The 26,785-nt window shown below is 53.3% G+C and carries 24 protein-coding genes; 9 read left to right on the top strand and 15 right to left on the bottom strand.

Annotation, left to right across the window (positions count from 1 at the left end):
• Positions 1-55 precede the first annotated feature (55 nt).
• Positions 56-1,402, top strand: a complete 1,347-nt coding sequence (locus YERSI8AC_RS20820) for a Na+/H+ antiporter NhaC family protein (protein WP_039857355.1) — start codon at positions 56-58, stop codon at positions 1,400-1,402.
• On the top strand, positions 1,399-2,529 hold the full coding sequence (aguA, locus tag YERSI8AC_RS20815; protein WP_159177462.1) for an agmatine deiminase: 1,131 nt from the start codon (positions 1,399-1,401) through the stop codon (positions 2,527-2,529). Before YERSI8AC_RS20820 ends, aguA begins: the two co-directional genes overlap by 4 nt.
• A gap of 72 nt (positions 2,530-2,601) precedes the next feature.
• Here aguA and YERSI8AC_RS20810 read toward each other — a convergent pair whose 3' ends face one another.
• A complete protein-coding gene (locus YERSI8AC_RS20810; protein WP_159177461.1) occupies positions 2,602-3,720 on the bottom strand; it encodes an alkene reductase in 1,119 nt (372 codons plus the stop codon).
• 182 nt (positions 3,721-3,902) lie between these two features.
• On the opposite strand from YERSI8AC_RS20810, the gene YERSI8AC_RS20805 reads away from it, so the two are divergent.
• Positions 3,903-4,658, top strand: a complete 756-nt coding sequence (locus YERSI8AC_RS20805) for a FadR/GntR family transcriptional regulator (protein WP_236557372.1) — start codon at positions 3,903-3,905, stop codon at positions 4,656-4,658.
• A 20-nt stretch (positions 4,659-4,678) separates the two neighbouring features.
• Here the strand turns inward: YERSI8AC_RS20805 and YERSI8AC_RS20800 are convergent, their stop codons facing one another.
• From YERSI8AC_RS20800 to YERSI8AC_RS20765, 8 genes are all read right to left on the bottom strand, one after another.
• Positions 4,679-5,938 (bottom strand): allantoate amidohydrolase, encoded by a 1,260-nt coding sequence (locus YERSI8AC_RS20800; RefSeq protein ID WP_159177459.1) that lies wholly within the window; start codon positions 5,936-5,938, stop codon positions 4,679-4,681.
• Positions 5,939-5,991: 53 nt separating this feature from the next.
• Complete coding sequence (locus YERSI8AC_RS20795; protein WP_159177458.1) at positions 5,992-6,693, bottom strand: DUF1028 domain-containing protein; 702 nt, start codon at positions 6,691-6,693, stop codon at positions 5,992-5,994.
• 18 nt (positions 6,694-6,711) lie between these two features.
• Positions 6,712-8,106 carry a YfcC family protein gene (locus YERSI8AC_RS20790; RefSeq protein WP_159177457.1) on the bottom strand — a complete coding sequence of 465 codons (1,395 nt, stop codon included), beginning with the start codon at positions 8,104-8,106 and terminating at the stop codon, positions 6,712-6,714.
• A gap of 172 nt (positions 8,107-8,278) precedes the next feature.
• Complete coding sequence (locus YERSI8AC_RS20785; RefSeq protein WP_027957087.1) at positions 8,279-8,650, bottom strand: hypothetical protein; 372 nt, start codon at positions 8,648-8,650, stop codon at positions 8,279-8,281.
• 161 nt (positions 8,651-8,811) lie between these two features.
• Positions 8,812-9,999, bottom strand: a complete 1,188-nt coding sequence (locus tag YERSI8AC_RS20780) for a M24 family metallopeptidase (RefSeq protein ID WP_201304249.1) — start codon at positions 9,997-9,999, stop codon at positions 8,812-8,814.
• A 69-nt stretch (positions 10,000-10,068) separates the two neighbouring features.
• Complete coding sequence (locus YERSI8AC_RS20775; RefSeq protein ID WP_159177455.1) at positions 10,069-10,809, bottom strand: sulfite exporter TauE/SafE family protein; 741 nt, start codon at positions 10,807-10,809, stop codon at positions 10,069-10,071.
• 31 nt (positions 10,810-10,840) lie between these two features.
• Positions 10,841-11,545, bottom strand: a complete 705-nt coding sequence (locus YERSI8AC_RS20770; protein WP_201304248.1) for a transglycosylase SLT domain-containing protein — start codon at positions 11,543-11,545, stop codon at positions 10,841-10,843.
• Between the two features lie 85 nt (positions 11,546-11,630).
• Positions 11,631-13,049, bottom strand: a complete 1,419-nt coding sequence (locus YERSI8AC_RS20765) for an aminotransferase-like domain-containing protein (protein WP_159177454.1) — start codon at positions 13,047-13,049, stop codon at positions 11,631-11,633.
• Positions 13,050-13,328: 279 nt separating this feature from the next.
• Here YERSI8AC_RS20765 and YERSI8AC_RS20760 point away from each other — a divergent pair, with 279 nt between their 5' ends.
• Genes YERSI8AC_RS20760 through gabT form a run of 3 tightly spaced genes read left to right on the top strand, consistent with a single transcriptional unit; the run spans position 13,329 to position 17,509 of the window.
• A complete protein-coding gene (locus YERSI8AC_RS20760) occupies positions 13,329-14,744 on the top strand; it encodes an APC family permease (protein WP_159177453.1) in 1,416 nt (471 codons plus the stop codon).
• 30 nt (positions 14,745-14,774) lie between these two features.
• Positions 14,775-16,226, top strand: a complete 1,452-nt coding sequence (locus YERSI8AC_RS20755) for an NAD-dependent succinate-semialdehyde dehydrogenase (RefSeq protein ID WP_159177452.1) — start codon at positions 14,775-14,777, stop codon at positions 16,224-16,226.
• Positions 16,227-16,237: 11 nt separating this feature from the next.
• The gene (gene gabT, locus YERSI8AC_RS20750) at positions 16,238-17,509 is read left to right on the top strand and encodes a 4-aminobutyrate--2-oxoglutarate transaminase (RefSeq protein WP_159177451.1); all 1,272 of its coding nucleotides are present in this window, start codon (positions 16,238-16,240) and stop codon (positions 17,507-17,509) included.
• Between the two features lie 110 nt (positions 17,510-17,619).
• Here gabT and YERSI8AC_RS20745 read toward each other — a convergent pair whose 3' ends face one another.
• The 5 genes from YERSI8AC_RS20745 to YERSI8AC_RS20725 all read right to left on the bottom strand — a co-directional run bounded on the left by YERSI8AC_RS20745 (position 17,620) and on the right by YERSI8AC_RS20725 (position 22,088).
• A complete protein-coding gene (locus YERSI8AC_RS20745) occupies positions 17,620-18,417 on the bottom strand; it encodes a helix-turn-helix domain-containing protein (RefSeq protein WP_159177450.1) in 798 nt (265 codons plus the stop codon).
• A 438-nt stretch (positions 18,418-18,855) separates the two neighbouring features.
• Positions 18,856-19,575 (bottom strand): AzlC family ABC transporter permease, encoded by a 720-nt coding sequence (locus tag YERSI8AC_RS20740; protein WP_159180198.1) that lies wholly within the window; start codon positions 19,573-19,575, stop codon positions 18,856-18,858.
• Between the two features lie 16 nt (positions 19,576-19,591).
• Positions 19,592-20,320, bottom strand: coding sequence for a 2OG-Fe dioxygenase family protein (locus YERSI8AC_RS20735; protein ID WP_159177448.1), 729 nt, complete (start codon positions 20,318-20,320; stop codon positions 19,592-19,594).
• Positions 20,321-20,345: 25 nt separating this feature from the next.
• Positions 20,346-21,842, bottom strand: coding sequence for a radical SAM/SPASM domain-containing protein (locus tag YERSI8AC_RS20730; protein ID WP_159177447.1), 1,497 nt, complete (start codon positions 21,840-21,842; stop codon positions 20,346-20,348).
• Between the two features lie 66 nt (positions 21,843-21,908).
• Positions 21,909-22,088 carry a hypothetical protein gene (locus YERSI8AC_RS20725; protein ID WP_159177446.1) on the bottom strand — a complete coding sequence of 60 codons (180 nt, stop codon included), beginning with the start codon at positions 22,086-22,088 and terminating at the stop codon, positions 21,909-21,911.
• Positions 22,089-22,201: 113 nt separating this feature from the next.
• Between YERSI8AC_RS20725 and YERSI8AC_RS20720 the strand changes: the two genes are divergently transcribed.
• Both YERSI8AC_RS20720 and YERSI8AC_RS20715 read left to right on the top strand, forming a co-directional pair.
• Positions 22,202-22,402 (top strand): hypothetical protein, encoded by a 201-nt coding sequence (locus tag YERSI8AC_RS20720; RefSeq protein WP_236557370.1) that lies wholly within the window; start codon positions 22,202-22,204, stop codon positions 22,400-22,402.
• A gap of 629 nt (positions 22,403-23,031) precedes the next feature.
• Positions 23,032-24,579, top strand: coding sequence for a hypothetical protein (locus YERSI8AC_RS20715; RefSeq protein ID WP_201304247.1), 1,548 nt, complete (start codon positions 23,032-23,034; stop codon positions 24,577-24,579).
• A gap of 161 nt (positions 24,580-24,740) precedes the next feature.
• Here YERSI8AC_RS20715 and YERSI8AC_RS20710 read toward each other — a convergent pair whose 3' ends face one another.
• The gene (locus YERSI8AC_RS20710) at positions 24,741-26,318 is read right to left on the bottom strand and encodes a cryptochrome/deoxyribodipyrimidine photo-lyase family protein (RefSeq protein ID WP_159177445.1); all 1,578 of its coding nucleotides are present in this window, start codon (positions 26,316-26,318) and stop codon (positions 24,741-24,743) included.
• Positions 26,319-26,469: 151 nt separating this feature from the next.
• On the opposite strand from YERSI8AC_RS20710, the gene YERSI8AC_RS20705 reads away from it, so the two are divergent.
• Positions 26,470-26,772, top strand: a complete 303-nt coding sequence (locus YERSI8AC_RS20705) for an antibiotic biosynthesis monooxygenase family protein (RefSeq protein ID WP_022521683.1) — start codon at positions 26,470-26,472, stop codon at positions 26,770-26,772.
• Positions 26,773-26,785 lie beyond the last annotated feature (13 nt).

Below are 26,785 nucleotides of genomic sequence, written 5' to 3'. Positions count from 1 at the left end.
GCGTTAGCGCCCGTCTTCAGTAGTGACCTACGACAACGATAAAGGGGAATAACCAATGGAAGAGTATGGAGTTTTAAGCCTTATACCCACGTTAGTGGTTTTAGTCATGGCGATTATTACCAAGCGCACGATTGAGTCCCTTCTGGCAGGCGCGCTGGTAGGCTTATTAATGTTTCAACCCCTCAATGTCATTACCCAAGGGTCGGATATACTGCTATCGGTATTGGGTAATGACACGGTGACGTGGATTATTCTGGTGTGCGGGCTATTTGGTAGCTTGATTGCCTTGCTGGTAAAAACCGGAGGGGTGTTAAGCTTTGGTGATGCCGTTACCCGACGCATCCATACCCGCCGACAAAGCTTGTTAGCTACCTGGGGGCTGGGACTAATCATTTTTGTCGATGACTATCTCAATGCGCTGACCATTAGCGCTTCCATGAAGAAAATCACTGATCGCTTTAACATATCCCGTGAGAAGTTGGCCTATATCGTTGACTCTACTGCAGCGCCGATCTGTATTCTCGTACCGTTTTCCACCTGGGCTGTGTTCTTTGCAGGTTTGCTGGAAGAGAATAATGTCGCTGGTAACGGCATGGAGCTGTACATCCAAGCCATACCGTTTATGTTTTACGCCTGGATAGCGGCGGCGCTGGTGCCCCTGGTGGCACTGGGCATTATCCCCAATCTTGGCCCGATGCGAGCAGCGGAGGCCCGCGCTGAAGCTGGCCAGCCGCAACCAGATGGCGCTGACGACAGCGCGCTGGAAATAGAAGATACAGGCAAAAAACGCCCTCATCTGCTCAATTTTCTGCTTCCCATTGCGACGCTGATTTTCTTCACCTGGTATTTTGAGATTGATGTGCTGCGCGGCGTGATTGTGGCGCTTGCAGTGACGCTAGTGCTTATCGCGGTGCAACGGCTGTTAAGCTTCAACGATACGTTTGACACCGCGTTGGATGGCTTCAAAGCCATGATTATGCCACTCGGCACGCTGGTGGCTGGGTTTGTGCTTAAGGAGGTCAATGACCTACTTGGCTTAACCAACTATGTGATCGAGAGTGTTCAACCTTTAATGACCGCGGGTATGCTACCGGCGGTTGTCTTCGTCACCATGGCCTTTCTCGCTTTTGCGACCGCCTCCTTCTGGGGACTGTTTGCCGTGGCGATGCCTATCGTATTACCGCTTGCCAGTAGTATGGATGCGCATATGCCGCTCGTGGTGGGGGCTTTAATCTCCGCCAGTGCCTTTGGCAGCCACGCCTGCTTTTACGGTGATTCTACCGTCCTTTCTGCCCAAGGGGCGGGGTGTACGCCAATGGCCCATGCGTTAACGCAACTTCCCTATGTCCTAATCGCCGCTGCCGTGGCAACCGGCTTCTTTATAGTGGTGGGGAATATATGAAACACGCGCCGACCTTTCCTACAACGGCCACCGAACCTCTGGCGCGTGAGCTAACACCCAAAGCATTGGGCTTTTCAATGCCGGCGGAGTTTGCGCCTCATGCAGCCTGCTGGATGCTGTGGCCACAGCGCCCAGATACATGGCGCTACGGTGCGAAGCCCGCTCAGCAAGCCTTTGTGGATGTGGCTGTGGAGATTGCTGAGAGCGAGATGGTCTTCGTGGGGGTTAACGATGAGCAGTATGAAAATGCCCGTAATCAGTTGCCTGCGCATATTCGGGTGGTTGAGTTGTCCAGCAATGATGCTTGGATGCGCGATGTCGGCCCCACCTTCATTACCCATCCCGATGGGCGACTCGCCATGGTGGACTGGGAGTTCAATGCCTGGGGCGGGTTGAAGGAGGGGCTCTACTTCCCATGGGACAAAGACAAGCGGGTTCGTTGTAAAATCAGTGAGATGCTGGGTATTCAACGATTCGAGGCCCCGCTCGTATTAGAAGGAGGAGCCATTCATGTGGATGGTGAAGGTACGCTCATCACCACGGAAGAGTGCTTGCTGAATCCTAATCGTAATCCGGAGATGAGCCGCGCCACGATCGAACACTGGCTGCAGGAGTATTTAGGTGTCAGTCACATCATCTGGTTACCGCGTGGCTGTTATCTCGACGAGACCGATGGTCACGTAGACAACCTGTGCTGCTTTATTGCGCCAGGCCAAGTGGCGCTAACGTGGTGTGAGGATGAGCAGGATCCTCAGGGCGCTATTTGCCGGGAAGCCTTGCGTGTGCTGGAAAACGCCACGGATGCTAAAGGCAGGCAGCTCACTATCCATAAGCTGCCGCAGCCAGGCCCACTTTATATTGCCGACGATGAAGCCAGTGGACTTGACCGCCTCAACAGCTCGCATCCCCGGTTACCTGGGGATCGAATGGCGGGGTCTTACGTCAACTTTTATATTAGTAACTCGGCCATTGTGATGCCCTTGCTGGATCCTCGTTACGATGAACAGGCCAAAGGCATTCTATCCCGGTTATTTCCCACGAAGAGGGTGATCGGCGTTGCGGCAAGGGAAATACTGCTTGGCGGCGGGAACATTCACTGCATAACTCAGCAGCAACCACGCGTATAGCGTTTCGCAGGAAAAACGCCTTGTTCAGCCACAGGCTGAACAAGGCGTGGTGATAAAAATCACTCTTGGTCGTTACTGGATACGGTCATAGCCATTATTCATAAATGGATAGTCGGTGTATCCCTTCTCATCACCGCCATAGAACGTTTCGTGGTTCGGCTCGGTGAGTGGTGCGTTAACTCGGAAGCGCTCCGGCAAGTCGGGGTTGGCGATGTAGGGGCGGCCAAAGGCCACGGCATCAGTGGTGTTTTCGCTGATGCGTTTATCGGCGCGCTCGGCGTCGTAGTTGCCGCAGTAGATCAGGCTGCCGCTAAAACGTTCGCGCATCTGCTCGCGGAAACCCGCGGGGAAGGTGATATCGCCGCCCGCCCAGTTGGGTTCGTTGAGGTGCAGGTAAGCCAGCCCACGCTTGGAAAGCTGATCGGCCATGTAGAAGGCCATCGCTTCCGGCTCGTCGTCGGTCAACCCAAAGAGTTCGATAAACGGCGTCATGCGGATACCAACGCGATCAGCCCCGTAAACGTCAATCACCGCATCAACCACTTCCAGCGGGAAGCGAGCCCGGTTTTCCAGCGATCCGCCATACTGGTCGGTACGCTTGTTGGTGCCCGTCGCCAGGAACTGGTTAAGCAAGTAGGCGTTCGCGGCGTGGACTTCGACCATGTCGAAGCCGGCACGCTTGGCGCGTTCGGCCGCTTGGCGATAGTCGGCAACAATGCCTGGGATCTCGTTGGTTTCCAGCGCACGTGGCGTGCTGGTGGGGTGCTGACCCGCGGTGCCATCTTCAAACTCTACGAAACACTGAGCGCCTTCACCTTTTAACGCACTCGGCGCAACGGGCTGCTGGCCGTCAGGTTGAACCATTTCATGAGAAACGCGCCCAACGTGCCAAAGCTGCAAGGCAATACGGCCACCTTTAGCGTGTACCGCATTGACCACGCCTTTCCAGCCAGCTTCCTGCGCATCCGTCCAAATGCCGGGCGTATACACATAGCCACGGGCAGTGGGAGAGATGTTGGTAGCTTCGCTGATGATTAGTCCCGAGCCAGCGCGTTGACCGTAATAAGCTTCCTGCATCTCGCCCGGTACGCTATCTGGCGTACGCGAACGAGTCAGTGGCGCCATAATGACGCGATTAGGAATCGATAGGCTGCCCAGTTGGAGGGGAGTAAACAGTGTTTCGAAAGCCATCAATTAAGCTCCTTTTGAATGCTTCGATGAAATAGTACGCACAAGAATAGACCAGTTTACTAGTTAGTGCCAGCCAGATATTTTTAAACGTATTTATGCGCTAGATAACCTTTTATGTGGCATCCAAACTCGCGATCTCTCTGGTACTCTTGCTGCTTATTACCAAGGATGTTGTTGATAGCATGTTAAAAAACGCCCCTCAGCGCCGCCCTTATCAGGTGGCGGAAACCATTAAATGCTGGATCGTGGACAGGCACCTAAAGCCGGGTGACCGGCTACCTAGCGAGTCGGAACTGATGGAGACCCTGCAGGTGTCGAAAGGGACAGTGCGCGAGAGTACGCGAGTACTGGAAGCCCAGGGGTTGGTCGAAACTCGCACAGGGCCCGGAGGCGGCGCTTTTGTGCGTGAGATGAGCGAGGCCAAAGCGGTATCGCTATTAAGTAATTACCTGTTTTTCAAAGAGATATCAATCAAGGATATCTACCAGATACGCTTGGCGTTAGAGCCTGAATTAGCTGCTTCGTTAGCGGGGAAAGTGGCTGCCAGCGATATGACACGCTTACGTGAAAGCCTGCATAGTTACGCAGACCCTGCGGACGATAGTGAGGCTGAGCGTCAGCAACACCTTGATTCGCTGCATTTCCATCTGATGCTGGCAGAACTGGCCGGTGGCAATCAACTGCTGACATTTATTATCCGCTTCACCATACAGGTGCTCTCAGATCTGACGATTTATCACCGTCTTTATGAGCCCGTTACCCACGATTTAGGACAGACTGGCTGTCGTTATCATGCAGAAATTTTGGATGCCATTGAGCTTGGTGATGCCGAAAGCGCCTATAACATCATGCGCGAGCATATGCTTGATGCCCAACAAGTGATGAATCAGCAGGAGGCTCAGGTACGCCGAGGCTTTTTACCTGAGCCACTAGCGTAACGAGCTAAGGGCGTAAAACATTATGGGTGTTTCAGTTGCTGTAAAAATGCCATGACCACTCGCGTCGCGGCTTCGCCGTCTTCGGCGGTAATAGCTTCGTCGGGATGGTGGCTAAGCCCATCTTTACAGCGCACAAACAGCATCCCTATATCGGTCAATGCCTGCATCGCTAAACCATCATGCCCTGCGCCGCTGAATAGCGGTGCTGCCGGTTGGCCAACCTCAGTGCAGGCTTCTTTGAGGGCTGACATCATCCAGTCTGCACAGGCCACCGCATCGGCGCTGTAAGTGTTTTCAATGTTAAGTGCCAACCCTCGGCGAGTGGCGACTTCCGTTAAGGCAGCTGTTACGACGTCTCGCCCTTGCTGGCGAATGCTCGCTTTGGGTGAGCGCAGCTCTATCGTGAACGTTACCTGAGCAGGTATAACGTTGACCGCATTGGGGTGGACATCGAGCCTGCCCACCACGCCGACCAACTCATCGGTATTCTGCAGTACGCTATCGATGGCAAGCACCATTTCCGCCGCGCCGACTAGCGCGTCATGACGTATGCTCATCGGTGTAGTGCCTGCGTGTCCGGCCTTGCCGCTTAGCGTGACTTGGTGGCGTTCAATGCCTGTTAAAGCCGTAACGATCCCCACGGCATGATCGCGCTGTTCCAGGATTGGCCCTTGTTCAATATGTACTTCTAAAAATCCCAAGGTGTTGGCGGGGTCGCGGGCGGTAGCGGGGATATCCTCAGGTGTGCAACCGAAGGCTATTAATGCCTCTCGCAGAGAGATTCCCTCGGCATCCTGGGCTTCCAGTTGGTCAGGTGTCACGCTCCCGGCCAGCGCTTTACTGCCGACCAGCGTGGTAGGGAAGCGAACGCCCTCTTCGTCGCCAAACGCGACCACTTCTATCCCGAATGGCAGCGTCACGCCTTCGCGTTTAAGTGCCTCCAAGGCCAATAGCGGTAGGGCCACGCCCAGCATGCCGTCGTATTTGCCGCCTTCTATCACTGAATCTTGATGAGATCCCATAATGAAGGTTTTCTCACCCGCTTGAGCCTTGGGGCAGCGACCCACAAGATTGCCGGCGGCATCCAGTTGGGGAGTAAGCCCCGCGTGTTCCATCCAGAGGCTGATTAGCGGCAGTACCTGACGATGCGCCTGGGAGCAAAACAGTCGCGTGACTCCGGGGCCTGGCTCAGAGTATTGGGCAGCTTCGTCCAGGCGGTCAATTAATGCCCTCCCCAGCTCGCCTTGGTTAAAAGCAGTGTGAGCAACCGTGTTGGTCATAAACTCTCCAATAGGCGCTGGCACGGGGTGCCAGCAACAGAATAGGCGTTCTTTTAGCGCAGTGGCAGCTGGCGCCAAAAGGCTTGAAAGTCACTGGCCATAAATCGGTCGGCTAACGCCCGCAAAGTACCCACGACGTCTTCCGACCAGTCGACGCGCAAATCGATGGGGGCTTGCTGAAACGACTCGATACGCAGTGCGGCCGAGCGTACACCGCGCTTATCGCCACCCGCTGATAGAGCAGCATCAAGAGCATCAATCAGATGCGTAAGCAGATGTTGGTCGTGATGAATAGGGAAGCGGGGCGACTCGTCGCGCTGAATGGCAGCGCTGCTATTAGTGGCGCTAAGGCGTAAAAATTGCTCTGCAAAAATCCTCACGACCTCGGTGCTCTGCAGCATATTCCCAGCGGCAGCGACGCTAGGGAAGCAGGTTTCAGCCACTTCCGGCACATTCTCTGCACCTGAATGTGCTGATGTGCGGCCCTGAGAATCCATCACCAAACATTGGCGCGATCCCGAGTCGTTGTCCTCGCTTACGGCGGCTCTAAGCGCCTGCCGGGCGCTGGCGCCCGCGGCAAGTGCTTCGTATATCCGAGCTGGGTACCACGGGTTGGTAAAGCGCCCTTGGGTGGCGCATGCCCCAATGCCTCGCCAACAGTGATGTACATAGCCTCCCACCGCCACTCCGCCTGTAGCGGTGATGGTAGCGACGGTGCCCGTGTCAGGATTGCAATGAACAAGTGAAAGCGTCATCGCGGTTTCCTATGTTGTTCAGTAACCCACGAGATGGCCAATCACCAACCCTACCCAGGCTAATACATACACCAACGCCATAAAGGGCATAATCGCCTTCAACCACTGGGCGTATGAGACGCGCCCCAACGCCAGCATGGCGAGTGTGCCGCCAGACGTGGGAACAATCAGGTTCGTTAAGCCGTCACCGACTTGGAATGCAGTGATCATCAGTTGACGGCTCATACCCACAAGATCCGCCACTGGAATCAGAATGGGCATTGTCACCAGTGCCTGACCAGAACCGGAAGGGATAAAGAGGTTGATAATACCCTGCACCACACTGGCCATAATCGCGGAAAATATTGACGGAATGCCGTCGATCATAGCGCTCAGCGAGTTAACGATGGTGTCAATAATCACTGCTTGCTCAAGGATGACCTGAATAGAGGCTGCCACCCCGATCACCAGCGCGCCTGCGGTCACGCTGGCTGCGCCCTCCATCATCTGTTTAACAATGCCGTTCGCCGATAGGCCGTTTAAGGCGCCAATGATGATCGCCAGCAGCAGGAACGTGCCTGCAATTTCATTGATATACCAACCGCGAGTGAACACGCCAATGAGCATAGCGACTAGTCCACCCACAAACACGACCATCGTAAGAATGTTGCGTTTGGTGAGAGAGTATTCGCTAAGCGGCTTGCTCAGTGCTTCCGCGTTATCCGGCTCTTCAAACTCCATTTTGACGACGCGTTTGCAGATATACAGCGAGAGCAGTGCAAGTGACGAAAGCACCAGCAACGTACGTAGCCAAGCGCCAGAGAAGGTCGGCAGTTCCGCGATCCCTTGAGCAACCCCCACGGTATAGGGATTGATGGGCGAGAGCGCAAAACCAATCCCAATACCACCAACGGCCATAGTGGTACCCACCAAACTGGAGCAGCCAATGGCGCTGGCGATGAGAACCGCAATGGGGACTAATGCAATGTTGTTTTCAAACCCGACGGCGACACCAAAAAAGCCGTAGATAAAGGTACCGACGACAATAATCACGTTACGCCGCTCAACGCCAACACGATTAACCGCTACGCCGATCGCGTTCTCTAACGCGCCGGTCTTTTGCAGAATATGAAACAGACCACCGGCGATAAAGACGATAAATAAATACTGCGAGGCGGAGATAAGCCCTTCAGGAATCGCCACAAAAATATTGAAGAGTGGGATGTTGGCAACGTCTTCCAAGTAGGCAAAAGAGCCCGGCACCACCACCGTTCGGCCATCTTGGGTAACACGTTCAAACTCACCAGCGGGGATAATGAAGGTCAGAAAATAGGTAGCAACCAGAATAATAAAGATTAGCACCATGGGGTCGGGAACCGCCTGATACCACTTTTTACGCGAGCCAGAGGCTGCCGCGGTTTGTTGTTCAGCCATGAGGATACCCTGTCTTGTGATGTGTCTCAGCGTTGACGCTCGTTGGCGCCTTATCTTGAATTTATCATGATAAATAGCAGGGTCAAGTAAGGCTGAATTTTCAAACGGCAGGAACACGCCGATTAGACTGATTTGGAGGCCTTAATCGCACGCTTGTTTGTGGAAAAGGGAATTAACGTCGTTGCCAAGGCCAGCGCCGTTTGGCAGGAGTGTCGATCTGCTGGAGCGCACTCGAGAGTGGCAACATAATGGCACCCAGTTGGCGATAGCAGATCGCGCTGCTGAGCACCCCTGGGCACTGTTTGAGTAGCAGCTCGCACTGTTGCGAGGCGATATAGAGCTGTTCGGTGACGGCTGGGGCAAACAGCGGCTTGGACTGTTGGCAGCAGCGAGTGAGCTCCCGCGACAGCATGGAAAGCATGCTGGTATCCATCCAGCAGGGCAGCGGGTCTTCCAGGCGGCCGGCAATAGAATGCTGCACCGCTTCAAAAGAAGTGCGCAAAAATATGACCGTTTGGCGAAGTTGCCGCTGCTCGCTAGTCATTCCACTGCTCCCTCACGCTGGTTGCTTCCTGTGGGCATAATGTGGGCATAGACCCGACCATCTACTATTTGAAGTAAAGAGAGTGTTTCTCATTTGCATCTTTATTGACGATAGCGCTACTCCATCGACCTGTCAATGCTATGGCTATAAGGCGCAGTAGCTTATGAGCTCGCCTCAAACAGCTGCCAGTCGTTATTGGTCAGTGGTTTTGCTCCATTTTCAGTCACCACCACGGTGTCGCTTATGCCAACGCCCCACTGGCCGGGCACCCGCAGGCAGAGTGGCAGGTGAAACACCATGTTGGTTTCAAAAGTGCGGGCCTGCCCTTTGGCGATAAAGCCGGTGCCCTCCACCCAGCTAGGCGGAAACTGAGCGCCCACGGCATAGCCAAAGACACCGGAGAAAAAATACTGGTCACGCTGGGGGGCGAGTAGGGCATCAGCCGCCTGGGCCGCGGCATCAAAGGTATTGCCCGGACGCATGGCGTCGCAGAGCGCTTCAAACAGTGAGCGGCACAGATCCCGAGTGGAGGAGAGAGCCGGGTTTGGAGCGCCCGTCACGGCAGTGCGCATCATGGGCGCCGTATAGCGTTGATAGGCGGCGCCGAACTCTAGGAAAACCGGTTCGTTAGGCTGTATGACACGCCGCTTATGGTTGACGTGAATCACACCAATACGGTGCCCACTGGTCACAATTGGCTGGAGGCTCATAAACTCGCTGCCGTTTTCGAGCAGCGCTTTGGCGCCCACGGCGGCAATATCGTTGTCGGTCATGCCGGGGCGAATACTCTGTATCGCGGTCTCTAACCCGAGAGCGGTGATTCGTGCGCTCTCTTGCAGCATTTCAAGCTCGGCGGGGCTTTTTACGATCCTAATCGCATCGACCACTGTGCCTGCTTCGCTAAAACGCTCACGGCCGATAGTCTGCATCAGCGCATCAATGACGCCAAAGCGTAGCCCGCTGCTCCAGCCATCAATACCAATTTTCGAGCAAGGGGAAAGCAGGTCTGCCAGTGGCGTGATGATTTCATCCAAGTTTTCCCAGCGGTAACCGATGATCTCATCGACCCGAGCGGTAACTACTGCCGCACCGGTTTCAATCGAGGCGACTTGTAGCACTAGCCGCGCTTGGGTGCAGACTAGGCAAGCGTGCACCGAGACTTCAAAAGTGTGGTAGCCGGTGAGGTAATTGATATCGGCGGGGTCGGTTAGCAGCAGCGCATCTAATCCATGCTCTGCCATGGCATTGCGCACCTTATCCAGGCGCACCTGGTATTCGGCAGTGGGAAAAGGCAGCTCACTTTGGGCGAGCGTTTCCGCAAGGGCTGTGCGGTAGTGGTGGTAATCCATAGCGACCTCCATTAATAGGTAAGGTCAGTATAGGCACCTGCTTTAAGCTCGCTTTTATCTGCCTCAACGCTAGCGGGTGAGCAGGAATACCCCTTGCACAAAATAGAAAACCCCAATACCGGTGACGATCCAACGTGTCCAGGTGCGGAAGTTGGCATCGGTGAGGCGGTGTAAAATGCGGTTGCCGGTGTGGGTGCCCAAGATCGCAAACGGCGCCGCTAGCAGCACAATGCCCCATTCGCCGGTACTAAGCGCCATGGCGGCACCCAGGTAGAAGATGATTTTAATGCTGTGAGCCACTACCTGAATCATTGCCTTGGTCGCCACGACTTGACGGCGATCCATGCGTGAGCGCACAAAGAAAATATCGATTAGCGGCCCGGAAACCCCTGCCGCTATCGTCAAACCACCAGAGGCGATGCCGCAGCACAGCGCGTGGCTGGCGCGGTTGGCATCCAGATGAAACCAGCGCTTGGGTATCCACACCAGAATCGGCATTAGGCCAATCAACAGCGATACGCTGGCGGCATTAGGGCTGTAGTTAAACAGCAGCAGTAAGCCCGCGGCACTCAGTACGCCAAGCGTCATAAAGGCGACAATACGCCAGACAATAAAGCGCCGCGATAGCCACGCTCGTGATCCATTCGCGGTGAGTTGGATAACGCCGTGCACCGCCATGGCCGTGCCTGCGGGAAAGATCAGCAGCAGAAACCACAGCAGTACCAAACCGCCCGCCATGCCAAACACACCCGACAGCATCGAGGTGAAAAACACCACGCTCACAAAAGCAATGCCTATCCATAGACTCATACTGTTCTTCCTTGCTCTTTTTTACTCTTTCTTAACGACGGCAAAACGGCCAGACCTGATAAAACTTGCGGCACTGAAACTCCGCTTCGCAGCTGTTGAGCTGGGCTTGGTAGCGATTAGCGCGAGCGGCTACTTGTCTCCCTGCGCTTAATACGTGGGACTTACCGCGATAAGTGCCACGTTGGTAGCCGCCCGCGCCTTCATGATAGGCGTAGTAGAGATGCTCAGGATTGGTTAGCGATATGCCCGCCTGCTGCTGGGAGCGGCGGTTGTACCAACCAATAAAATCCGTGGCGTGCTTCATATGGGTACGCCGGGCAAACAGGCTGCCCGCTTGATCCTCATACTCTTCCCAAACCGGGTCTTGGGCCTGGGCGTAGCCTTTAGCAGAAGAGGGGCGGGGGCCGGGGATAAAGCCTAGATAGTACTTGCGATCAGGACGGATATGACTGCGAAACGATGACTCCTGTTGAATAAACGCCATCTGGGTGGCGATCGGTGTGCCCCACTTTTCCTGCGACTCCCGGGCGTAATCGTACCAACTAGACTGCTCGCGGAAGATCTCGCAGATATTGCTTTGATCCTGGGGCGGGTTCGGCGCAAAAATGGCGCAGCCGGAAAGCAGCGTTAAAAGGCTCAGCGTTACCCATAGGCGCAGCTTAGTGAAAGCCGCAGGGAAGCAAGACGAGAAATCAGCGCTAAAGTGCTCAGTGATACCATCAACCGGGTGACGCATAGTAAGTCCTTGTGAATAGTCTCTTGTGGATAAGTCATTGGGAGCCTGTGGGTAAGCATTGGGTAACTGTATTTTATCAATAGCCCTAGCGTAACAGGGCCTCTAAGCAGCGGCGCAGCCGTTGTGCTTCGCGCACTAAGGTTTCACCCGAGAGCATACCCACCCCCATTACAAGACCAGACCGTGAGTCGCCCTTAGCGCATACCGGACTCAACGGACGCACAATTAAGTGCTCTTTTAATAGCGTTTGAGCAATCTGTACATCGTTTACCTGGGGCTCAAACCCAACGCATAGGCTAATAGCACTGCTCGGCGGCGAAACGCTGCGCACTAGCGGTAATGAGCGAAGCTGATCATGTAGCACCTGTTGGCGCCCCAGGTAGTCGCGCTGAATGCGTCGACACCAGGCGTCCAGATCGCCATCAAAAATAAACTGCGCCAGCACTGCCTGATCCAGCATGCGTCCTTCGCGGAAGAGTTCGCTGCGCAGGCGGTTCATTGGCCCCGCTAAATGGCGCGGCACGACTAAGTAGCCTAAGCGCAGGCCTGGAAACATCATCTTGGAAAAAGAGCCCACCAGCAAGTGGCGCTCCGAGTGCGGATAGAAGAGCAGGTTAGAATGGTCGTCGCGGTTAAACTCGTAATCATCTTCGACAATATATGCGGGCGCTAAGGCATCGCATAAGCGCTGTTTATCCGCCGCGCGGGTAGGCACGCTGAGCGGGTAGTGGTGCGAGCCGGTCAGGTAGGCCAATTGCACCGAGGTAGAAACCGGAGGAAGGCGGTGCCCCTGTCCTGGCAGCCACGCCACCGGTTCGATTTCCAAACCAGCGGCGGTAAAGACATTGCGCGCCCCCCAGTAGCAGGGCGACTCCATAGCCACGGTATCGCCAACATCAGCCAGCGCCACGGCGCATAGCTCAATGCCGTTATGGGTACCGTCGGTGATGATGATCTGCTCCGTGTCGCAGCTAATATTGCGCCAGCGCGCCAAAAAATCGCGTATCGCGCGCTTTAACGGCCCGTAGCCGCCGGTGGAGTATGAGAGCAGCAGTGCGTTTTGCGGCACCGTTACGCTTGAGTAGAGCTGGCGCCACTTACGCATCGGGAACTGGGCGATATCAGGAATACCGGGCACGAAGGCGCCGCTTTGAACTGCGCTAGCGCCAGGGCCATCCAGTACCCGCTGGGCACGTTGAGAGAGCTGCGCATTGCCACGCAGGGGAGAGTTTGGCGTCACGGGGCGGCTCGTCCAGGTGCCTTGGCCGTGGGCGGTTTTAAGCAGTGCCTCTTCGAGTAGCGTATGAATTGCCAGTGCCAGGGTTTGACGGGCAACGCCCAAGGCATCCGCCAACTGTCGGTGAGAGGGCAGCCGCAATCCGGAAGGCCACTGCTGGGTAATGGCTTGACGCAATGCTTGCTCTATACGCACCTGCTTACTCAACCGCTCCGGTTGGAGTGCATAAAGTTGTACAAGTTGGTGCACCACCTCCTTGCGTTCCATTTGGACTCCCCTTAATACCGCTTAACCCGCTAACCGCGGGCTCTTAGACGAAAGCCGTATAAAAATAATGCACCCTTTCGGTGCGTATAAAAAGTGGTCTAGTTAAACACAAAAGTGGTGCATTCGTGTTTTCTCTCTCGCCTGCTAGCTTGTGGCTATCCTGTGTTTAGCAACACCGTTTAAAACGCGCCTGCTTAAAGCGAGACGGCTAAAACAGGATCAGAATACTGCGCCCCTGAGCGCCTACGACAACATCCAATAACTCGCAGGACATTTCAAATGACCACACCCTCATCAGAACAGGAAGGGCTCGTCCGTGTATTGGCCCGTGGCGATGTATTAGCGCTGGCCTTCGGCGCGATGATCGGCTGGGGCTGGATTGTGCTTACCGGTACCGCGATTCAATCCGCTGGCAGCCTGGGCGCCATTATAGCCTTTATTATCGGCGGCTTAGCGATTGTCTTGGTCGGGCTCACCTATGCAGAGCTTGCCGCTGCGATGCCCAAAGTGGGTGGCGAGCATGTTTACAGCTACCGCGCTTTAGGTCATTTGCCCTCTTTTTTGTGCACTTGGGCGATTATTTTGGGCTACTTAAGCGTAGTGGCCTTTGAAGCCGTCGCCCTGCCCACGGTGATCGAACACCTGGCACCCAACTACGCCGTTGGCCACCTCTGGACGATTGCCGGTTGGGAAGTGAAAGCCACCTGGGTCGCGGTAGGCGTCGGCGGTTCGCTGGTCATGATGATCATCAACTACTTCGGCGTGACCACCGCGGCGTTGCTGCAAAAAGTGGTTACCGGGTTAATTCTGCTGGTGGGGGTGATGTTTGTCACCGGTTCGCTGTTTGAAGGCGAAACCATCAATATGATGCCGCTGTTCACTCAAGCCGATAGCGGCGTGTTCGCAGGCATAGTGGCGGTGCTGGTGATGGTGCCGTTCCTGTTTGTGGGCTTTGACGTTATTCCCCAGGCGGCGGAAGAGATCAACCTGCCCTACAAAGCCATCGGCAAGGTACTGATGATGTCGGTGATCCTGGCGGTGGTGTGGTACGCGCTGATCATTCTGGCCACCAGCCTGGCGTTGAACAGCGATGAGCTGGCGGCAAGCTCGCTTAGCGTGCCGGACGCCATGGGCAGCCTGTTTAATGCCGAGTGGGCCAGCAACTTAATGGTCATGGCGGGTATTGCGGGGATTATTACTAGCTGGAACGCCTTCTATATTGGCGGCTCCCGGGCAATCTATGCCCTGGCCAAAGCAGGCATGCTGCCTGCGCCGTTCGCCAAGCTGCACCCTCGCTACAGAACCCCGACCAATGCCATCTTTATGATGGGCTTTCTCTCCTGCTTGGCACCCTTCTTTGGCCGCCCGGCGCTGGTATGGATCGTTAATGCGGGGGGCTTAGGCATCGTGTTGGCCTACCTGTTTGTCGCCATCTCCTTTGTCGTGCTGCGGGTGCGTGAGCCGGATATGCCCCGCCCATTCAAAGTGAATAACGGCAAGCTGTGCGGCATCCTCGCGATCATCCTCTCTTTCGGTATGGCGTGCCTCTACCTGCCCGGTAGCCCGGCGGCGCTGAGCGTTGCGGAGTGGACTATTTTTGCCGGGTGGGCGGCGCTGGGCATCGTGCTGTATCTGCATGCGTTGCGCACCTATGGTCGCGAGTACAGCGACCGTCATATGAAAGTGGATCTGTAAGCCTCTTAACACGTTACCCAGGAGCAATGTATGAGCTTTATTGAACAGTGGTTGCACGATGGCGTCGCGGGCCTGATTGGCGATGAGTGGCGCGCAGGGAAACAGACATTTGCGGTCGATAATCCCGCCACCGGCGAAACGATTGCCCGCGTAGCCGATATGGACGGGGATGATGCCCGTGATGCGGTGGCCGCCGCTTATAACGCTGGTGCCGCTTGGCGCGCTACGCCGGTGAAGCAGCGCTCAGCGCTGCTGCGCCATTGGTTTGAACTGATCATTGAGCACGCCGATGACCTGGCCCGCCTGATGACCTTGGAACAGGGCAAGCCGCTGGCGGAAGCCAAGGGTGAAGTGATCTACGGCGCCTCGTTTATCGAGTTCTTCGCTGAAGAAGCCAAACGTATGGCGGGTGAAACCCTGCCCAGCCACGGTGCCGACAAGCGCCTGCTAGTGCTGCGCGAGCCGGTGGGTGTGGTGGCGGCAATTACCCCCTGGAACTTCCCTCTTGCGATGATTACCCGTAAGTGCGCCCCGGCCCTGGCCGCGGGCTGCACCGTGGTGATCAAGCCCGCTGAAGCGACGCCGCTCACCGCGCTGGCGGCCGCTTACCTTGCACTGGAGGCAGGCCTGCCTGCGGGCACCATCAACGTGATTACCGCTTCAAAACCCGCGGCCGTGGGTGAAGTGCTCACCACCGATCCACGGGTGCGCAAAGTGTCGTTTACCGGCTCAACGCCGGTGGGCAAACACCTGCTGGCCCAGTGCGCCAGCACGGTGAAGAAAACCGCCATGGAACTGGGCGGCAACGCACCCTTTATCGTCTTTGACGACGCCGATGTGGATGCCGCAGTTAATGGCGCGATTGCCTCCAAATTCCGCAACGCCGGACAAACCTGCGTATGCACCAACCGCTTTCTGGTCCAGGACGGCATTTACGACGCGTTCGTTAGCAAGCTGACCGAGCGAGTGAGCGCGCTAAACGTAGGTGACGGCCTGGCGGAAGGCAGCATCATCGGCCCGCTGATCAATCAAGCGGCGGTGGACAAGGTTCAGCGCCATGTCGATGACGCGTTGAACCAAGGCGCGCGGCTGCTCTGCGGTGGCAAACCCCATGCAGCGGGCGAGCGCTTCTTCACTCCCACGGTACTGGCGGACGTCACCACGAAAATGGCGGTGGCCGATGAAGAGACCTTTGGCCCGGTCGCGCCGGTGTTCCGCTTCCAGCGCGATGAAGAAGCTATCGCCATGGCCAACGATACGCCGTTTGGTCTGGCGGCCTACTTCTACTCCACTGACTACCGCCGCATCTGGCACACCATGGAACAGTTGGAGTACGGCATGGTCGGCGTAAATGAAGGGTTGATCTCCACCGAGCTGGCGCCGTTTGGCGGCGTAAAAGAGTCCGGGTTGGGGCGTGAAGGTTCCCATCACGGTCTCGATGAATTTACCGAACTGAAATACGTCTGCGTTGGCGGCTTATAAAGAGAACGATGATGACTAACCAAGAATTGAATGACCTGAAAAACCGCTACGTGGCCAACGGTGCCGCCACGACAACCACCCAGTTTGCCGAGCGCGCTGAAAACGCCGAGCTGTGGGACGCCGACGGCAACCGTTGGATCGATTTCGCCGGTGGGATTGGCGTATTGAACCTGGGCCACCGCCACCCGAAAATTGTCGCCGCGGTTGAAGCGCAGCTTAAGAAAGTTATGCACACCAGCGCCGCGGTAATCTCCTACGCGCCCTACGTGCAGCTGTGTCAAAAGCTGTGTGAATTGAGCCCGGTGCGCGGCCCCGAGCGTAAGGCGATGCTGGTCAATACCGGTGCCGAAGCGCTGGAAAACGCCGTGAAGATTGCCCGCGCCGCCACTGGCCGCACCGGCATTATCACCTTCGACGGCGCCTTCCACGGCCGCACCATGATGACTCTGGCCATGACCGGCAAGGTGCTGCCCTACAAGAACGACTTCGGCCCGATGCCGGGCGACGTGTTCCGCGCACCGTTCCCCAACCCGCTGCACGGCATCAGCGAAGAGGCGTCCCTTGAAGCCATTCGCACGCTGTTCAAAACCGATATCGCCCCGCACCGCACGGCAGCCATCGTGATTGAGCCGGTACAGGGCGAAGGCGGTTTCTACATCGCCTCGCCGGACTACCTGAAAGCGCTGCGCGCCCTGTGCGACGAGCACGGCATTCTGCTGATCGCTGATGAAGTGCAGTCCGGCTTTGCCCGCACCGGCAAGCTGTTTGCCCTCGAACACAGCGGTATCGAAGCGGATATCCTCACCACCGCCAAAAGCCTGGCCAACGGCATGCCGCTCTCTGCGGTTGTGGGCAGTGCCAAGGTAATGGACGCCTCCGGCCCCAACTCCCTAGGCGGCACCTACAGCGGCAACCCGCTCTCCTGCGCAGCGGCGCTGGCGGTGATTGAGGTGATCGAAGAAGAGAATATTCTTGAGCGCAGCGAGCAGATGGGCAAAATGCTCGCCGAGCGTTTCGCGGTATGGGAAGAGCGTTTCCCCGCCGTGGCCCACGGCCGTCAGCTAGGCGCCATGGCAGCGTTTGAATTGCTTGATAGCGACGGCAAGCCAGATACTCAGATGACCGGCGCGCTATGTGCCAAAGCCCGCGAGAAAGGCCTGATCCTGCTCTCCTGCGGGTTCTACGGTAACAGCATCCGAATTCTGGTGCCGCTGACGGTTTCTTCTGCGGTGTTGGAAGAAGGCTTGAGCATTATCGAACAGTCCTTGGAAGCGCTTAGCTAATATCGTCTAAGCAACACTAAGCCCGCCCTCGTCAGACAGCAAAAGCTGTTGGCGAGGGCGGGTTTTGTGCTTCATAGAGGAAGCTTGAATGTTTTTGAGTTGCCGTGTGCTTAGCCTTTGACCCTATAGTCTTTCATAAACCTAGACAACCACTGAGTGGGGGTAAGACCGAAGGCTTTCTTAAAGTGGTTTGTCATGTGACTCTGGTCATTGAAACCAGCTAACATCGAGGCGTACGACAACGAATAGCCCTGGGTCAAATAGTGTTTTACGCACGCAAGGCGCCGCATAGTTAGATAGCGGTATGGGCTTGTTCCGTATAGTGCCCTGAAGTCTCTTGATAAACTCCATTTTTCGCGGCCGCTTACGAATGCTAAGTCATCCAGTGTAATCTGAGAATCCAACGAATAGTGGATATATTCTCTAGCCTTTTCTGCAGCGCTATAGTCATATGCCACCCTTCCTCTTTTATGTCCTGCCACAGCAGCAAGAACGTTGGCTAGCTCAAAAAGGATGTCTTCCTCTTCAAGTTGCTCATGAGCCGTATCTAAATCATTCATAAGGAATTCTGTGGCGGCATAAAGTCGAGAGTCTGTGCTAATGCCATCCTTTATATAGGGTAAAGGGCGACCACCAAGCACAGTTTGAAGCACGCGTGGTTCAATATACATGATGCGGTAGTGGAAGCCTTCGTTCGTACCCGCCTCACCGTCGTGGAGTTCATCTGGATGAATCACAATGGTATTGCCCGGCAAGCTAGTCCTTTTTTCACCTCGGTAATTGAAACAATGCACCCCTGCCAGCGTTCTGCCAACAGCATACGTATCGTGCCGGTGAGGTTCGAAAGCAACGCCAGAGAAAAAGGCTTCGAATCTTTCTATCTGCGTATTGAAAAAAGAATTTAGCATAGGCGGTAAGTTGTCTGCTGTTGGCTGAAGACAGGGCAATCATGCAACGGAATATGTGGATAAGCAAAGCGGATTGGCCGTTTTGGCAATCAATATACTCTCTCTTTGAAAGACTTTCATGTTACAAGCTTTTCAGCTCAATACGTAATATAAAGTAGTAGCGATGAGTGTGGTAAAAATCAAACCGAATTTTAACATGATGGCTAGTATGACTACTGAAATAAAAGCCAAAAGGGATAGAGATAGCCCGTTAGTTATTTCTGGCATCACAATATAAGTAATGAAGCAAATGAAAATAGAGCTAGGTAGTACTTCATCGATCAGATTCTGAGTCTTTTCTCCAAAGTTGATAATGATCAAAGAGGGCAGAACTCTTACCATCAGGCTTGTTAATAAAAGAGCCATAATCACCCAGAGATTATTCATCATATTGTGCCCTCAGTACCTGCTCTTTAATAGATAATAGATAGTGGATAATAAAACTACAGATGGGATCCAAAAGTAGACAGAACCAAGGGTGTAGTAGAGAAAACCGCTTACTATAAAGCCTAGTATTGCTTTTGGAACAGTGATCAAACCGCTTTTATATGGTCGATTTTTAAGATACGAGATGGCAAGAAAAAGAAGCACTAAGCTTGCAGGGATGCTGGCATTAATCCCATCAGGTAAAAGGTTGGGGTAAAGCTCTGCTACAATACCGCCTGTTACCCCGAATAGTATCCAGCACCCGAAAATGGTGAAGCGAATTATTAGCATAGCTCTTTGGTTATGGCCTTGCTCAATTGCATAAGCTTCATCGCCGAGTGTATGCGACGAAAAAACCTTAAGCAGCTTGTTGGGTGGTAGCTTTTTTGAGCACGAAAGCGAGATAGCAAAGTACCTACTATTAATCATGACGGAAACGAAGAGAATAGTTAAAAAGGTGGCGCCAGAGCTAGAAAGAGGTAGTGCAGCGAATTGCCCACTACCAGAAAAGCCTAGTAGGCTTACAAGGAAGATTTCTAAAATGCTCCAGTCTGCTTTATAAGCAGTAAAGCCGAATAGCATGCTAACTGGTGCGATTGCAAAGATAGCTGTTGTTATATTAGCTGTTAGTCCTCGTTTCTCTGCTTCATTAGAAGTGGGGTCGGGCTTTGCAACGTTGAAGTATTCACTCATTTTTGCATTGCTCTTTTTAGAGACACTGACTGGCCTTTTTTTCGTGTGTTGGGCCATAGCTTCGGTTTTCCCATTTGTTTATTTCAACGACCCAAATGTCTCTATAACCTGTATGGTCAGTCTGCGGGGTGATATCTGTTGCATAATGAATATATCTTTCATCATCTATTAAGATTGCTTGGTTTTCTTGTAAAGTTGTTTCTAATACAATTTTGTTTGATTTTGGGTCAATGACCTGAGTGACTCCGCCGGATACATTATGTCGTTTTACTACAGCAATGACGCTGAATTCATGGCCGTCTCTGTGGGGCCCTTCAGGAACAGTTACACCTTTAAATTCATGATCACATACTACGCGAATTTGATTAACATTAGCTTGATATTGACCAGACTTGGCCAGAGTCAAGGAGTCCATAATCTTTGCGACTATGGGAGTAGGGTCAATTTCAAGCTGATCTCTATGTCGTTTTACACCTCCCGCTTCAGCTAAGCGTATATGTTTGGCAGATTGCACATACTTTCTTTGTGGCAATAGAGCAAGTACCCAGGATCCTTCCTCCCAATAGATGAAATATTGTGAAAGCCGAATGTGGCGTCTGCGACTCAAGCTGTGCTGATCACGAGGCATATTGTTGAATGAATCAATGATCTCCTTTGAAAGGATAGGAGTATTTATGACTGCAAAACCATGGGATTCAAAATCGTTTTCAATTTGTACGGCTGGATTAATATTTTTTGCTTCCATTTTCTAGTTCCTTATTACGTATGTTTTACAGCTCAAAAGTAGCCAGTTCGTACGGCTGAAGGCTTTGTATATGTTTTTTGGTGATTTCACGATAAAAGTCGCAAGTAGCTGGCTCGACAGCATCTATAGAGTCAAATTTCTTTTCTAAGCTGCCTAAGCACAAACCAGCACAGAATCCTTCAATTTCGCATCCATTACAGAACGATGGGTTGTTTCGTCGGAGGTCATTATGGTTTTGATAATTTTGTGAAGTTAGCAAGTCGGTGCGTTCGCTGATGTTACCTAAGATCGTTGAGCCAGCCTTGCAGGAAAAAACTGAACCATTTGGCTCAATGCTTAATTGGGCGCCTTTGGCAGAGCAATTTTTGAAGCCACGGTATGACACCGCATCGAACCCAAGCATTACTTGGAAAATTTGATGCCAATAGCCAGTCAGAATAATACCTTGTGTTCGACCGTACTCTATGACGCTCCATAGGCGCTCAACGATCCTTTCGGTACCGTATTTTGTGTAGAAAGTCGGGTCGAAATCGACTACAACGCCGATTTCAGTAGCGCCAACCTCGACAGCTAGATCTACAATTGAATAATCAAAGTCATCCCAAGTAGATGATGTTAGCGCTGAATTTAGCGCTACTCTATTGTTGTACTTTTGTAACATTAGCAGCCCTTCCATTACTGTAGGCATGCTAGGCTCTCCATTTTTTAAAGGTCTATTCGGGCTGTTAGGAGAGTCAACGCTGACACAAACTGCTACGTTATATTCTGAAAAAGTTTTTGCGACTTCATCAGTAATTAAAGACCCATTGGTCACGGTAGAGTATTGAAGAGCAATGCCATCGTATTCGTGACCAAATCGTTTGAGAACTTCATTTATAGTCTTCCAGTTCAATAGCGGTTCGCCACCAAAAAACTGAATCATTGCATTTAATGAACCGGATGCCTTTACTATTTGTAGTGCATCTTCAACATAGGAAATGCCTGATTTAGCCTTCATATGTCGATTCTTTGGATCAAACTGATGCGCAAAACGCTCTTCAGATGCATACATAGAATCATTAATATCAATCTTGATGCTTTCCCTGGCAATTATTCTAGATTCATCCAGAGAGTTCATCGTGTCTTCGACAGATAGTTCTTGCCCCTGCACTCCTTCAAAGCAGTACGTGCAGCCAAAATTACATGCATTCGCCATAACCAATTGAATGACGGTTACCAAGTCTGTTTTCTTTTCTTGGCTACCCTCTAAGGATGTTTGAGTAACTTCACTAGAAGGCACGATCAATTTTCGCAATGCTAATTGCTGAATTAACTCTTCAGTCCGGTCATTCGATTCTTTTGTCAGCAATGATTTTGGGATGGATCTGCCCGATTGAAAGGACATAAGTATGCCCATTGAAGCTTCGTCTAGAAGAGACAAGCCACCAAGTAGACGGTGGTACACAGCAGTATGTTCGTTAACTTGGCTGTGGATTAGCTCTTTAGAGAGGGTGTAATTTACCCACGACGTTGGTTGCTCCATCAGTTGAAGCTCCTTATATGGGAATTAAGATGAAGGACAGGCTTGGCCCATCCTTCAAATGGTTTTTTATTTAGTAAGTTTTGTTTTAAAAGTCACTTGATCACCTGCTGCGGGGTTGCCACCAATGGTTCCGCCAACCGTGCCACCGACTGTTCCTCCAACTGTGCCACCTACTGTCCCGCCAACCGTTCCTCCAACGGTGCCACCAACAGTACCGCCAAATCCTGGCTTAATTGATCGTTTCATGATCTGCTTTCTCCAGATATGTAGTTATTTGATTTGTACACTGACGATGAGTGCGCTGTAGAGCAGCAAGAAAAAAGCCGCTCTGTAGACAGCCTATGTGAAGCAGTTGATAGATGTATTGTAAGATCGTGCATGCCAAGCGGATGGATAAGATGCTGGCAGAGCGTTTGGTGGTTCGGGAGGAACGCTTCTTCGCCGTGGCCCACGGCCGCCAGCTAGGCGCCATGGCGGGGTTTGAATTGCTTGATAGCGAAGGGAAACCTGAGCAGCGGTCACCGGTGCGCTCTGTGCCAAAGCCCGCGAGAAAGGCCTGATGCTCTCTCCAGCGGCTTCTACGGCCACAGCATCCGCATTCTGGTACCGCTGACGGTGCCGTCTTCGGTGTTGGAATAGGGCTTGAGCATAATCGAACAGTCGCTGGGAGCGTTGAGCTAATACCTTTCTAAGCATTACCTAACCCGCCGTCGTCAAACAGCGAAAGCTGCTGGCGATGGGCGGGTTTTTGGTTTCAGTGTGACTTCAGCGTTTCACTTCTCTGAACTGCGCCACATCCAGAGAAAGTATTTTGATTAGTAGCTTAGGCGAGTTCAGCATATGTTGGTGTTTTCTGACACTTGTCCCGGATTCCTGTGCAAGATTACTCCGGTTGGTCGCAGGTTGTTCATGCTCCAGTAACGAACTAGAGACGGAAAGCTACTCAAGCCAGCGGCAGGGCCTGCTCGGCAACTGATCGTTGGACAGGCTCAATCGCTGACTGTCACAAGCTGCACCGCAGCGACGATCTGACGTATCATCACGAAGATCGAGTGGTTTGGCCTTTTTTTAGCTCGGTTTTGCAGTGGTCATGTCTTAAATTTAATTGAATACGAGCTGTGCCTAAAAAATTCGCGCCTGACGCATGTGACCTTATGAGTCAAAGTATGGATATAAAAATAGAACACCTATGACCACTCCTACCCAAATTGACACTACCAGCTTGCTCACCATATTGGGCGTTATAGCCGCAGTGTGGGCGCTGATCTCACCTACTAATAGGCTTCGACTTCGCTTCTGCATGACTTGGAGAGATTGGTTTGTCGGCGGCGTGATTTTCCTCCTCATTCACTATTTAGTTTTTGCGCCTGCCTTGGATGAGCTTGGGCTGTACTACAGCCTGGGGGCTTGGAAATGGGGACTCGATAGTTCGAGTGCGGTTTATCTGCTGCTTCTTTCTGCTGCCTGCTACTTTTTTTGGCGTACAAGATTTCCTACTCTTGCCCGAGAAAGAGTCCACATATTTCGTGAGTTGATTGAAAACTTACATCTCACCAAGCGCTACGACGAGTTGGTGCTGCTAGTTGAGCCTCAACTGCCGAAACTGATTTCCTTGACTAAGAAACAGCCCTTGCTCGGTGATAGGCCCACAGCATCATCGGGATGGCGAAAGCGCTTGAGTTCATTGCTTCAACAGTTGAAGTCGTGGAGCTTGGCCCGTGATGGCGCAGACACGCAAGCCCACGAGACTCTCTTGAATCTAGTCACCTCACCAGAGCTGACTATACATCTAGCGGTGGCACACCCACATTTTTGCCTTAAGCTCCTTGAAGCCGATGAAGCGATACGCTCCGACTTCATTGACCACTACATGGATGCACTGCTCGATGCTCCTGGAAGTCGCCTCTACGTGGAGCTGAAAAATAACCAAAACCTGAATGGTGGGAGTCGGTTGTACCTTCCGGAAAATAACAGGTTGCTTTGCTTTTTCTTTGCCGATGCAGAGGAGGCACTGAAGAATGGTCTAGATAAGGCCATTGGTGAGGCGGTATGCAGGCGTCTAGATGAAGATAGTAAACTGATTGAGAAACTCAACAAACCGTTGGGTTCCTACTATGAAGTGGGTAGGTTCCGCTGCCCAATCAATTCGGGAATTACACTCTTCGAAATCATGATTCACGAGGGCATCCATCAGGGCCTGCAGGATCACATGTGGTTGCACTATTTTGAGCACTTCGCGAAAAAAATCCTCAAACAAATGTCTATGCCGCCGGACGAGGAAGGCTTTCAAGAGTGGCCGACGCCTTTTCACTATCTTCTCTACCGCTTGGTCAGCATTGCCACAGATTGGGCTGAACAGTGCGCGCGGATTAATGACTCTGAGATTCCCGAGGTTACTCGTAACGATGATGGCTTTGATCCGCAATACATTTCTAAGGAAGCCACCAAGGTACTTGGCTCGATGCTAAAAGGCATCATTCCAAGTGAAAAACTTTCTGCATCATTCAAAACTTATCTGCTGGAAGTTGTCATTCACAGTTATATCAAGCTCCAGAGTGAACGTAACCTTGTGGATGTTTCATCGTCATTACTGACTGCGGTGATCTCGGGAACGGGCATTCCGACCAAGCGTGCATATCGAGTGGCCTTGAAGGATACATTCGAAAGGATTGACCACGTCATGAGGAATAATGCGTCAACATTCAAACAAGCCTTAGACGCCTCGCTTGTGCAATGATAATAACGGCTGAAGCCGGATAAGTCAGTGAGAACTATTAATTATTAATAACTCTCTCCCGGTGAGCTGGTCAGTAAAACCGTTCTGCTTACACCATGATTTTTCTTGATACAGCCATGACTTCTGGGGATAAGCTAGTAAGCCATAACCAATCGTAACCGCTACATATCCTCCAGCCCGCCCTCGTCAAAAAGCGATAGCTGCTGCCGATGGGCGGGTTTTTTGTGTCGAGTGCGTTTGAGAGGCCGACGCTGGCTGGCGAGCTTATCCACAATCGCTTGACTGGCTTCTCTGGCCTCTGGCGTGCGGCGCAATTCATACAGCATCTTCTTCCAGTAGCGCGCCTCACACTCAAAGTCGTTGGGCAGTGGATAGTATTCGCCAGGCTGAAAACCGAATCGTTGGCCCAGGCTTTCCGGCAGCGACCAGGGTTTGGCGCGCCACTCTAACGGCAGAACCGTTAACTCCGGCACCCAGCGGGCGATAAACTCGCCGCTGGGGTCGTTATCCTCCGCCTGTTTGATGGGGTTATACACCCGTAGTGCATTGGTGCCCGTTGCGCCTGCCTGCATCTGCACTTGGGGGTAGTGAATGCCGGGCTCAAAATCAGTAAACAGCCGCGCTAAGTGCAATGCTGGTTCGTACCAGTGCAGCCCAAGGCCAAAGGTGGCGTGGGAGATCAACATAGCGCGCATGCGAAAGTTGATCCAGCCGGTGGCGATCAGGCTGCGCATGCAGGCATCCACCAGCGGCACGCCGGTTTGCCCGCGCTTCCAGGCGATCAGGTTGGGGTGGTTGGGGTCGCGTTCGCGCAGGCCGCGCAACGCGGGGTGGAGGGTTTGTGACTCAATGCTTGGCTCGCTTTCGAGCTTTTGAATAAAGTGGCAGTGCCAGTGAAGCCGGGAGGCGAAGGCGCGCAGCGAGCGCGACCAAGCGGTGTCTTCAGCATGCTTTTTTCGTTGGCGGCGCAGCGACTGCACCACTTCGCGCATGGAGAGCGTGCCCCAAGCCAAATGGGGCGAAAGCCGCGAGCCAAATTCCCAGGCAAGCAAAGGTTTAGACAGCGAGCCGCGATAGCGCCGCCCGCGCTGGCTTACAAAGCTGCGCCACACTGCGCGGCCTTCGCTGCGGCCACCTGGCTGCCGCTCGGGGCAGGGCGTGGTATCAAACCCTAGCGTCAGGTTATGAAGGTGTTCAACGTCAATGTGATGAAAGGCTTGCCAACCCTCAGCCGCCTGGGTGTTTTGCGGGGCAGTGGCGGTGGGCGCCGTCATTAACGCTTCCCACTGCTTTTCCCATGCATCGCGCTCTGCCACCCGGGATTTCAGGCCGCGTATTACGCCGTGCTGGCGTGCTTCATGCCATGGCGCGTCTTGCTGTTGGCACCATGCCTTGACGCTTTTATCGCGGGCAAAGCTCCAGGCGTTGCCGGTCTCTTCATGGGAGTGAAGAGCAAACTCGCCGTAATGGGTTTTCAGGGCGTTCAGCAAATCGATAATATCGCCTTGCCAAAGACACAGCGGCAGGCCCAGTGTTTCCAATGCGTTTGAAAGGTCTATCAGTGAGTCCGCGGCAAACTGCCAGTGGCGCAGGGCACTATCTGGCGCTTGCCACTGGCCGGGTTCAATCGCAAAGACGGGCAGTACTGGGCCTGCCATGGCGGCGTTGGCAAGCGGCGCATGATCATGAATACGTAAATCGCGTTTGAACCAAACAACCTGGATAGGTGCCTTAGCCATGCCGTACCTTGCGGTTGAGCGGCTTTACGCCGCTAAGTCTATTCGCCACTAAAATGTGACGTTACCATCAAGCTACCGTTTGCCAAATCAACCCAACAGGACCAACCCAGCAGGGTCAACTCTGCAGGAACAACCCCCTAGGAGAGTAACGATGTATATTGCCATGAACCGTTTTCGGATTGCCCCAGGCCGCGAAGAGGACTTTTTAGAGGTGTGGCGTAACCGCGACTCTCACCTGGATGAAGTGCCGGGCTTCAAACAGTTCAAGATGCTGCAGGGCGAAAGCCAGGAAGATCACACCGTGTTTATCTCCCACAGCGTGTGGGAGTCGGAAGAAGCCTTCCGCGCCTGGACCAAGTCAGATGCGTTCCGGAAAGCCCATGCCAATGCCAAGTCACCCGAAGGTATTTATCTTGGCCCACCTAAGTTTGAAGGTTATGAAGTCGTGCTGTAAGTCATGCTTCATT

The organism is Halomonas sp. 113, from assembly GCF_904067645.1.
Classification (GTDB): Bacteria; Pseudomonadota; Gammaproteobacteria; order Pseudomonadales; family Halomonadaceae; genus Vreelandella; species Vreelandella titanicae.
The sequence above is the reverse complement of the archived record's forward strand: the minus strand, read 5'-3'. Positions and strand labels throughout refer to the sequence as shown.